General features: G+C 66.2%; 10 protein-coding genes. 1 reads left to right on the forward strand and 9 read right to left on the reverse strand.

All coding sequences use genetic code 11. The features are described from left to right. Nucleotides 1–38: 38 nt before the first annotated feature. The 6 genes from ACU8HS_RS14945 to ACU8HS_RS14970 form a co-directional block, all read right to left on the reverse strand. Nucleotides 39–434, reverse strand: a complete 396-nt coding sequence (locus tag ACU8HS_RS14945; protein WP_112706065.1) for a DUF1236 domain-containing protein — start codon at nucleotides 432–434, stop codon at nucleotides 39–41. A 270-nt stretch (nucleotides 435–704) separates the two neighbouring features. Then, entirely contained in the window at nucleotides 705–1,817 is a 1,113-nt protein-coding gene (locus tag ACU8HS_RS14950) for an ABC transporter permease (RefSeq protein ID WP_112572760.1), read from the reverse strand. Between the two features lies 1 nt (nucleotide 1,818). After that, complete coding sequence (locus tag ACU8HS_RS14955) at nucleotides 1,819–2,943, reverse strand: ABC transporter permease (RefSeq protein ID WP_112572758.1); 1,125 nt, start codon at nucleotides 2,941–2,943, stop codon at nucleotides 1,819–1,821. Continuing rightward, nucleotides 2,940–4,682: an ATP-binding cassette domain-containing protein gene (locus tag ACU8HS_RS14960; protein WP_447014640.1), complete on the reverse strand. Its 1,743-nt coding sequence runs from the start codon at nucleotides 4,680–4,682 to the stop codon at nucleotides 2,940–2,942. Before ACU8HS_RS14960 ends, ACU8HS_RS14955 begins: the two co-directional genes overlap by 4 nt. Then, entirely contained in the window at nucleotides 4,679–5,686 is a 1,008-nt protein-coding gene (gene hlyD / locus ACU8HS_RS14965) for a secretion protein HlyD (protein ID WP_113497014.1), read from the reverse strand. The genes ACU8HS_RS14960 and hlyD overlap by 4 nt, the downstream gene beginning before the upstream one ends. Then, entirely contained in the window at nucleotides 5,683–6,372 is a 690-nt protein-coding gene (locus ACU8HS_RS14970; RefSeq protein ID WP_447014641.1) for a CerR family C-terminal domain-containing protein, read from the reverse strand. The genes hlyD and ACU8HS_RS14970 overlap by 4 nt, the downstream gene beginning before the upstream one ends. Before the next feature lie 131 nt (nucleotides 6,373–6,503). On the opposite strand from ACU8HS_RS14970, the gene ACU8HS_RS14975 reads away from it, so the two are divergent. Next, nucleotides 6,504–6,785 carry a hypothetical protein gene (locus ACU8HS_RS14975; protein WP_112706009.1) on the forward strand — a complete coding sequence of 94 codons (282 nt, stop codon included), beginning with the start codon at nucleotides 6,504–6,506 and terminating at the stop codon, nucleotides 6,783–6,785. A gap of 12 nt (nucleotides 6,786–6,797) precedes the next feature. Here ACU8HS_RS14975 and ACU8HS_RS14980 read toward each other — a convergent pair whose 3' ends face one another. Genes ACU8HS_RS14980 through ACU8HS_RS14990 form a run of 3 tightly spaced genes read right to left on the reverse strand, consistent with a single transcriptional unit; the run spans nucleotide 6,798 to nucleotide 9,011 of the window. Further along, on the reverse strand, nucleotides 6,798–7,631 hold the full coding sequence (locus ACU8HS_RS14980) for an SDR family NAD(P)-dependent oxidoreductase (protein ID WP_447014642.1): 834 nt from the start codon (nucleotides 7,629–7,631) through the stop codon (nucleotides 6,798–6,800). After that, complete coding sequence (locus tag ACU8HS_RS14985) at nucleotides 7,628–8,413, reverse strand: hypothetical protein (protein WP_112572745.1); 786 nt, start codon at nucleotides 8,411–8,413, stop codon at nucleotides 7,628–7,630. Before ACU8HS_RS14985 ends, ACU8HS_RS14980 begins: the two co-directional genes overlap by 4 nt. A gap of 10 nt (nucleotides 8,414–8,423) precedes the next feature. Next, complete coding sequence (locus ACU8HS_RS14990; RefSeq protein WP_112572743.1) at nucleotides 8,424–9,011, reverse strand: protein-S-isoprenylcysteine O-methyltransferase; 588 nt, start codon at nucleotides 9,009–9,011, stop codon at nucleotides 8,424–8,426. Nucleotides 9,012–9,045: the final 34 nt, after the last annotated feature.

Below are 9,045 nucleotides of genomic sequence, written 5' to 3' on the forward strand. Positions count from 1 at the left end.
GGCCCCGGGAGCGGGGCCGTTTGCCGTTGTTCGATATCTTATTCGATCACCTGGACCACGCGATGGGTCTGCGGCTCGACGATCACATGGCGGTCGTTGACGACCGTATAGGCGTAGCGCGGATTATCCGGCACGGGGATCACCTGCACGTCGGCCGGAAGCGGCTTGCCGACGACGATCGGCTGCTGCACGACGACGGCGGACGGCGGGGCCGGCTGTTGCTGGACGTAGGTGACGACCTCGCGCGGCGGCGGATCGATCACGGCGCCGGTGACGGCACCGGCCACGCCGCCGATGGCAGCGCCCACAGGGCCGCCGACGATCGCGCCGGTGATGGCGCCGCCGGCCGCACCGGTGACGGCGCCGTCGGCCAGCGCATTGGTGGCGACAGACGAGAGCGCCAGCGCGCCGGATACGAGAATGATCTTGTACATGTCGTTTTCTCCTTCGCTATAGAGCATTTGCGTTTTTCGGAGGAAAGACGGAAATGCTCTATCTCATTGTTTAAACGCGCAATTCCGGACGCAAAACCGCTTCGCACTTTTGCTGGAATTGCTTTGTTTCTGCGCAATTCCGGACGCAAAACCGCTTCGCACTTTTGCTGGAATTGCTCTGGTTTGCGCTGAGGAAACGGGCCGGGCATTTCGTTGTTCCGGCCTGCCGGAGTCACGGATCGGTAATGGCGGTTACAGTGCGTGAGGCCGTCATTCCAGCCGGCGGCGGAACAGCCAGGCGGCGGCGCTGAGGGTCGCGGTCGCGATCAGCGCCAGCGGAACCGTCTGGTTCAGCACTTCCTCGGCGGGGATATCCTTGAGGAAAACGCCTTTGACGATGATGAGGAAATAGCGCAGCGGGTTGACCGTCGTCACCGGCTGCAGCCAGTCCGGCATGTTCTCGATCGGGGTGGCGAAACCCGACAGCAGCATGGCCGGCACCATGAAGAGGAAGGCGCCGAGGATTGCCTGCTGCTGGGTCATCGACAGCGCCGAGATGAAGAGGCCGAGGCCGGCGACGGAGCCGAGATAGAAGATCGAGCTGCCGTAGAGCAGGAGAAGCGAGCCGCGCAGCGGCACGCCGAAGATGAAGATCGCCGCCAGCAGATAGAGCGTCATGTGGAAGAGGCCGATCATGACAGGCGGAATGAGCTTGCCGATCAGGATTTCGTGGACGCGCAGCGGCGAGACCATCAGCTGGTCGAAGGTGCCGAGTTCCCTCTCGCGGGCAATCGACAGCGCGGTCACGATGAGGCCGATCAGCAGCGCGATGCTGGCGATCAGGTTCGGCACCATGAACCATTGGTAGGTGAGGTTGGCGTTGAACCAGTTGCGCGGCACGGTCGCGACGGTGCGCGCCACCATGCGCCGTCCGGCCGGCGTTTCGGCCGAAAGCGTCATGCCGATCTCGGTGAGATAGCCGGAGACGATCTGCGAGGCGTTGGAGCGGCGCCCGTCGAGCACGATCTGCAGGTCGGCCGGGATGCCGGCCTCGATGTTGCGGGAGAAATCCGGGCCGATCTCGATGGCGGCGATCACCGACTGGTCGTCGATGCCCTGGCGGATGTCGGCCTGGTTTTCGGCTGTTTCGATGCGCCGGAAGGTGGGCGAGCCCTGGATGCGCTGGACCAGCTCCTGTCCCCAATGGCCGCTGTCGCGGTTCAGCACCATGACATCGACATTGCGCACTTCGAGCGTGGCCGCATAGGAGAAGACGAGGAGCTGCATGACGGGCGGCACGATGAGCACGAAACGGCCCTTCGGGTCGCGCAGCACGGCCAGCAGTTCCTTCACGATCAGCGCTTTCAGCCGCGTCCACCACATCTCAGCCGATCCTCTTTCTGGTGCTGCGGGCGGCGAGCACGAACATGACGGCGCCGATCAGGAGCATGACGGCGATGGCGCGGGCAAACATCGGCCAGATATCCCCGGCAAGGAACACCGTCTGCAGGCTGGGGATGAGATAGCGGGCGGGCACGATGATGGTGATCCACTGGATGATCTCAGGCATGGAATTGATCTCGAAGAGGAAACCCGAGAGCAGGAAGGCCGGCAGGAAGGCGGTGATGAGCGCGATCTGCGAGGCGAGGAACTGGTTCTTGGTCGCCGTCGAGATCAGCAGGCCCTGGCCGAGTGCGGGGATCAGGAAGGCGGAGGAGAGCGCATAGAGCGCTGCGACCGAGCCGCGGAACGGCACGCCGAAGAGGAAGACGGCCAGCAGCACGCAGAGCGTCATCGAGGCAAGGCCGAGCAGGAAATAGGGCAGGATCTTGCCGGCCAGCAGTTCGGCCGAGGTCACGGGTGTCGCCATCATCGCCTCCATCGTGCCGCGCTCCCATTCGCGGGCGACGACCAGCGAGGTGAGCAGCGTGCCGACCAGCGTCATGACGATGGCGATCGAGCCGGGGACGAGGAAGTTGCGGCTGGTCAGCTCCGGATTGAACCAGAAGCGCTGTTCGATGGCGATGGGCGGGCCGGCGGCGACCGTTTCGGACTGGCGCTGCCGCTCCCAGTTGGCGACGGTGCCCTGCACGTAGTTCTGCACGAAATTGGCGGTGTTCGGGTCGGAACCGTCGACGAGGACCTGCACCTGCGGATGGTTGCCGGCGGCGTAATCGGTGGCGAAATCGGCTGAAATCACCACGATGCCGCGCACCTTGCCGCGCACGAGATCCTCTTCGAACATGCGCCGGTCGCGCCCGAGCGTGACGGAGAAATAACGCGACGCCTGGAAGCTTGCCGCAAGGTCCTGCGTCAGCGGCGTTGCCTGTTCCAGCACGAGGCCGATGCGGGTGCGGGTCGCATCCAGCGACACGCCGTAGCCGAAGAGGAAAAGCAGGATGAGCGGCAGCACGAAGGCGATGAGGATGCTGCTCGGGTCGCGGATCGCCTGATAGCTTTCCTTGCGCACGAGGGCGGCAAAGCGGCGCATGCGGGAGGAGGTGCTCATGCGGCCTCCTCCTTTTCCGACTCCTGAACGAGCGCGATGAAGGCATCCTCCATCGTCGGGTCCGGCTGCTCCCTGGTCGCCACCTGCGCCTTCAGCGCGTCGGGCGAGCCGAGCGCGATCGAGCGGCCGCGATAGATGAGCGAGATGCGGTCGCAATATTCGGCTTCGTCCATGAAATGCGTCGTCACCAGCACGGTGACGCCCTTTTCGACGAGCGCATTGATATGCGTCCAGAATTCGCGCCGGGTGATCGGGTCGACGCCCGAGGTCGGCTCGTCGAGGAAGAGGGCGCGCGGCTCGTGCATGACGGCGCAGGCGAGCGCCAGGCGCTGTTTCAGGCCGAGCGGCAGGTCTTTGGCCGAATAGCGGGCATGGCGGCCGAAATCGAAGATCTCGCTCATCAGCTCGATGCGCTCGCGCTTGCGGCTGCCGGACAGGCCGTAGACGCCGGCGAAGAATTCGAGGTTCTGCATGACGGTGAGATCGCCGTAGAGCGAGAATTTCTGCGCCATGTAGCCGAGCTGGTTGCGGGCTTCGGCGGCGTCCCGGCGCAGGTCGAAGCCGGCCACGCGGCCTTGCCCGCCCGTCGGCTTCAGCAGGCCGCAGAGCATCTTGAAAGTGGTGGATTTGCCGGCGCCGTTCGGCCCGAGCAGGCCGAAGATTTCGCCGCGGCCAATATCGAAGGTGATGTTGTCGGCGGCGGTGAAATCGCCGAAACGCTTGGTCAGGCCGTGCGCCTCGATGACGGGGCGCTCGTCCGTGCGGCTGGGCGCGCCCTGGGCTTCGGCCAGTTTCGAGCGGCCGCCGGGACCGCCGCCCAGCATGTCGATGAAGGCGTCCTCGAAGCGGGCAGGGGTGGGACTGAGCTTGGCCCCGCCGGCGGCGGCGGCGATATCGGGCGTGCCGTCCCTGCCGGTGACGAGGCGGATGGCATCGCCCTGGATGACGCCGTCGATCACGCCTTTCGTCTGCAGCAGTTCGGCCAGCACCCGGCGCCTGCGGCCGGAAACGCCGGAGACCTTGAAGACGTGGTCCTCGACGCGGCCGGTCAGGTCGTGCGGAGGGCCGGAAAAGAGCAGCTTGCCCTGGTTGAGCAGCAGAACGTGGTCGCAGGCTTCGGCCTCGTCCAGATAGGCGGTGGACCAGAGCACGCCGATGCCTTCCTGCGTCAGGTTCTCCACCATCTTCCAGAGGTCACGGCGCGAGATCGGATCGACGCCGACGCCGGGCTCGTCGAGCAGCAGCAGGCGCGGCTTCTTCAGGAGCGCGCAGGCAAGGCCGAGCTTCTGCTTCATGCCGCCCGAAAGCTTGCCGGCAAGGCGCGTGGTGAAGCGCTTGAGGTCGGTGAAGGTCAGGAGCTCCTCGAACGTGCTCGTGCGCTCGGCCTTCGGCAGGCCGCGCAGATCGGCATAGAGATCGAGATTTTCCTGGACCGAGAGGTCTTCGTAGAGGCCGAAGCGCTGCGGCATGTAGCCGATCGAGGCCTGGATGGCGGCCGGGTTCCGGTGCGTGTCGAAGCCCAGCACCTCGACCGTGCCGCTATCGGGCAGCATCAGGCCGGTCATCAGCCGGATCAGCGTCGTCTTGCCGGCGCCGTCGGGGCCGACAAGGCCGGTGATGGCGCCGCCGCGGATCTCGCCGGAGACGGCGTCGAGGGCGGGCGGGCCGTCGCCGAAGCGCCTGGTGACGTCGCTCAGCCGCACCAGCACGTCACCGGTTGTGGACGGGGAGGCGCTCATCGGCCGGCCAGCGCGGGAAAGCGCACGGTGACAGGCATGCCCTGGCGCAGGTCCGGGCCGGGCTTGTCGATGACGATGCGCAGGCGATAGACGAGATCGGTGCGCAGCTCGGGCGTCTCGACCGATTTCGGGGTGAATTCGGCGACCGGCGAAATGAAGCCGATCGTGCCGTCATAGGGCTTGTCGGGCCGGGTATCGGAAGAGACCTGAACCTTCATGCCGGGATGCAGGCGGCCGAGATCGCCTTCCGCCACGTAGCTCCGCACCCAGACCGGCTCGGTCAGCGACAGGACATAGACGGTATCGGCGGGCGAGACGATGGCGCCGGGTTCACGCACGCGCGAGAGGATGACGCCGTCATTGGGCGCGCGCAGTTCGGTATCGGCAAGCGAGATGCGGGCGGTGGCGAGCGCGGATTGCGCGGCCTGCAGCTGGGCCTCGGCATTGGCGATATCCTCCACGCGGCTGCCTTCCTGCAGCAGTTTCAGCGCTTCGTTGGCGGATTCGGCGCGTGCGGCGGCCATTGCCCGGTTGGCGGTCGCCAGGTCGAGATTGGCTTCGGAAATCGTGCCCTGCGGGCGCAGCTGGCGGGCGCGCTCATAGCTGAGATTGGCGTTGTTGAGCGAGGCGAGGCTTTCGTCATAGGCGGCGCGGGCCTGGGCGATTTCCGTCTGGCGCGGGCCGGCCCGCAGCTTGTCGAGCGTTGCCTGCAGGGCGGCGACATTGGCTTCGGCGGAGGCGACAGCGGCCTCGAAGGGGGCGGCGTCGAGCCTGCCCAGCACGTCGCCGGTCCTGACCATGTCGCCCTCGTCGACGGCAAGCGCGGCCAGCCGGCCGTCGACCCGGAAGCCGAGCGAGACCTGGCGGATATCGACATTGCCGTAGAGCGCGAATTCCTTCGCGCGCCCCGGCAGCCAGCCGAGCTGCTGCGGCAGGCCGTACCACCAGGCGGCCGCGCCGGCGGCAATGAGGATGACGATGGCAAGGGGGAGGATGCGTTTCATCTTGTCTTTCCTTTCGCCGGCTGAAGCTGGCCGACAAGTTCCGCGGCGAGGTTGCGCAGGGTCTGGAGCTGTTCCGGGCCGACCGACTGCCATTCCATCTGGGCGAGAACGGCCGCATGGGCGACACGGAAGATCATGATGTTGCCGACGAAGGAGAGCGTGCGCAGCCGCACGTGCTCGCTGGCCGGGTCTTCCCGCAGGATGGCGCCGATCAGCCGCCGCGCCATCTCGATCATCGGCCCCATCAGGCCCTGATAGACGCGGGCGAAGGCTTCGGTCGGCTCCATCTGCTCGCGGATGATGAAGCGCGCCCAGGGCTCGGATTCCTTGCTGACGAACAGGCCGACCATGGTCGTGGCCACATCCGTCAGGAAGGAGCGTGCCTCCTCTTCGCCCAGTGCCTCGCCGGCAGCGGCGAGCGCCATCAGGCGGCCGCCGATCCGCTGCCGGAGCGTGCCGACATGGCGCTCGATGCGCGACACCAGATATTCGGCGGTTGCGACATAGAGGCCTTCCTTGCCGCCGAAATAATAGGGAATGGCCTGCAGGTTGACGCCGGCCGCCTCGCTCAGCTGTCGCGTCGAGGTGCCGTCGAAACCGTAGCGGCCGAAGACGTCGAGCGCTGCGGACAACAATTTTTCCCGCGTGATCTCGGCGCGGTTCGGCTGGGATTGTTCATCAGTCATGGCTCACATATAACCCCAACGAAAGTTTCAGTCAATCGAATGAATTTATTTTCATGGCGGCGGCCGCAGTTTCTGCACCTGCGGGCGAAATTGCACTTTCGCAAAGTCTAATATTCTGGCTGAATAGGGGCATGGGAAACGAGCGGGTCATCGCAGGACATGCCCTTAGAGCGCTTGCCGGCGGCGCCGCGTTCTGTCTTTTGGCGAGCGCGGTCTGCGCCGACGATACGGTGCTGGCAAAGGGCGGCCGCCTGCAGCCGAGCGAGGTTCTGAAACCCGCGCCGCACGAGGGGCGCCTGGCGCCGCCGCATCTGAGCGCCGACTGGTGGCTGCGCCTGACGCATGAGGAGGCCTCGGCCGGCACGCCGGACGGTTCCCGGCAGGGTTTCGTGCGCGATGACGCCGAGCGGTGACGGCCGCTCCGGCTATTTCACGCCGGTTTGCGACGGGTAGGGGCGCGGGTCCTTGCTCCTGCGCTGCACGAGGCCGATCAGCGAGAGGGCGGCTCCGGTCGGCAGCAGCCGGGCGACGATGGCGGTCAGTTTCGACGACAGGCCGGGAATGACGAGGCGGCGGCCGGATTTGAAGCCGCGCCACGCCTGCTCGGCCACGTAATCGGCATCGAGCTTCGGCAGGACCTTGAAGAGTGCCGCCCGGTCGGCGCCGGATTTTTCCAGGAAATCGGTCGAGACCGGGCCGGGTGCCACGCAGGTGACGGTGACGCCGAAGCCGCGGACCTCCTTGTGAAGGGCGGCCGAGAAGGAGCGCACGAAATTCTTGCTGGCATAGTAGAAGGTCATGTACGGCCCCGGCGTGAAACCGGCGATGGAGCCGAGATTGATGATGCCGCCGCTGCGGCGCGCCACCATGCCCGGCAGGAAACGAAGCGTCATATCGGCGAGCGCGCGGATGTTGACGTCTATGATGCCGAGCTGCTCCTCGGCGGAAAGCGCGGTCACGGCGCCGCGCAGGCCGTAGCCGGCGCTGTTGACGAGAATGCCGCAGGCAAGGCCGCTTTCCGCCAGGAACGCTTCCAGCCGCGAGGAAGCTTCCGGCGCGGCAAGGTCGAGCGCCATCGTCAGGGCCTTTCCGCCGCTTGCGGTGATTTCGGCCGCCGCCGCCGCAAGATCGTCGGCAGAGCGGGCGACGAGCACGACCGGATAACCGTCGCGCGCCGCCACCCTGGCAATGGCCCGCCCGATGCCGCGCGAGGCGCCCAGCACGACGACGGCGAGAGAGGGCTCGGCGGCTGATGTCATGGCGTGGCTCCTGCGATCGGCATGCCGGCAGGTCTTGCGCCCTGCGCCAGCGCTGCGGTTTCGGCTGCGACCTCGCCGTTCAGGATGCGCTCGAAACGCTCCAGGGCGCGGGCAACGCTTGCCCCGTCCATGACCCGGTGGTCGTAATGGATGCGCACCAGCACCGATCCCTGCGCATCGATCGGGCCGTAGTTCAGAAGCGTGGTCAGCGGCGTCAGCGGGTTGAGGGATTCGGCGCCGAGGCCGGAATAGACCGACAGCTGGAACGTGCCGAAATAGCGCGCCCGCTTGCGCCCGAGATTGAGCCCCAGCCACATCAGCGACCAGCGCAGCAGGGCCGGCGCGCGGGCGAGCTTGAGCGAGCGGCGGAATTCCTTGATCTCGGCAATCGGCAGCGAGCGCGCCTCGCGGATCAGCGCTTCCAGCTGCGGGATGGGGCGCTGTTCGGGACCCTTGATGGTGCTGAGCAGCACGATCCGCTCGCCCTCGTGCTCGCGCTCGTGGGCAATGGAGGCCACGCTTTCGGGATATTCGTAGAGCTGGTGGCGCGGAAACTTGACGTAGGCGCGCCTGAGATCCGGGATCTCCTTCGACAGAAGCGCATAGCCCTTCAGAAACAGCACGGTCCATGACGGGCGCGGATCGCAGCCGCCTCTCGCATCGAGCAGCGGTCGCAGGTTCATCTGCCGCTGCACGGTGACGCGCGGAATGCCGATCGAAAACCGCATGAGGTCTCCGACGAGCCGCCTTGCCGGCGATAGCCTGACCGTTTTTCCCCTCATCCTGCTCCCCCTAATACAGATAAGGGATGATCCGCTTGGTTTTGTCCATATAGGCGCGGTATTCAGGGCCGAAAACGTCGAGCATCATGCGCTCCTCCTTGTCCACCCGCAGGAAGAACAGCACGGCAAAACCGGCGAGCCCGGCCAGCCCCGCCACCCAGTTGGCGAGCAGGAAGGCCTGCGCCAGCCCCATCAGCATGAAGGAAGTGTACATGGGGTGGCGCACCAGCGCGTAAGGGCCGGCGCAGATCAGCTCGTGCTTCTGGCGGATTTCCAGCGTGATGGACCAGTTGCGCCCGAGCTGCTTGTGCGTGCGCCGGAAGACCCACATGGCGAGGCAGAAGAGGATGGCGCCGACGATCACGGCCCAGAGCCTGGCCGGGTAATCGGCGGCCTGCGGAAAACCCGTCGCGACGTAAAGGCCCGGCAGGATGGCAAGCCCGGCAAAACCGGCGGCCAGCGCCACGCGCTCGGAGAGCGTGCGCCGGCTGCTGACCACGGGCACGCGCTTGCCGCGGCGCTCGAACGGATATCGAATTACGTACCATGCGATAATCCCGACGACCCAGACGATCTCGCCAATTGCACCCACCGACATGTTCAAACCGGCACCAGAACCTTTCCCCGATCCG

This window comes from Rhizobium sp. KDH_Rht_773_N, from assembly GCF_052946295.1.

Coding starts and splice junctions, on each gene's coding strand:
- ACU8HS_RS14945 (WP_112706065.1), bottom strand. CDS start 434: ATGTACAAGATCATTCTCGTATCCGGCGCGCTGGCGCTCTCGTCTGTC.
- ACU8HS_RS14950 (WP_112572760.1), bottom strand. CDS start 1,817: ATGTGGTGGACGCGGCTGAAAGCGCTGATCGTGAAGGAACTGCTGGCC.
- ACU8HS_RS14955 (WP_112572758.1), bottom strand. CDS start 2,943: ATGAGCACCTCCTCCCGCATGCGCCGCTTTGCCGCCCTCGTGCGCAAG.
- ACU8HS_RS14960 (WP_447014640.1), bottom strand. CDS start 4,682: ATGAGCGCCTCCCCGTCCACAACCGGTGACGTGCTGGTGCGGCTGAGC.
- hlyD (WP_113497014.1), bottom strand. CDS start 5,686: ATGAAACGCATCCTCCCCCTTGCCATCGTCATCCTCATTGCCGCCGGC.
- ACU8HS_RS14970 (WP_447014641.1), bottom strand. CDS start 6,372: ATGACTGATGAACAATCCCAGCCGAACCGCGCCGAGATCACGCGGGAA.
- ACU8HS_RS14975 (WP_112706009.1), top strand. CDS start 6,504: ATGGGAAACGAGCGGGTCATCGCAGGACATGCCCTTAGAGCGCTTGCC.
- ACU8HS_RS14980 (WP_447014642.1), bottom strand. CDS start 7,631: ATGACATCAGCCGCCGAGCCCTCTCTCGCCGTCGTCGTGCTGGGCGCC.
- ACU8HS_RS14985 (WP_112572745.1), bottom strand. CDS start 8,413: ATGAGGGGAAAAACGGTCAGGCTATCGCCGGCAAGGCGGCTCGTCGGA.
- ACU8HS_RS14990 (WP_112572743.1), bottom strand. CDS start 9,011: ATGTCGGTGGGTGCAATTGGCGAGATCGTCTGGGTCGTCGGGATTATC.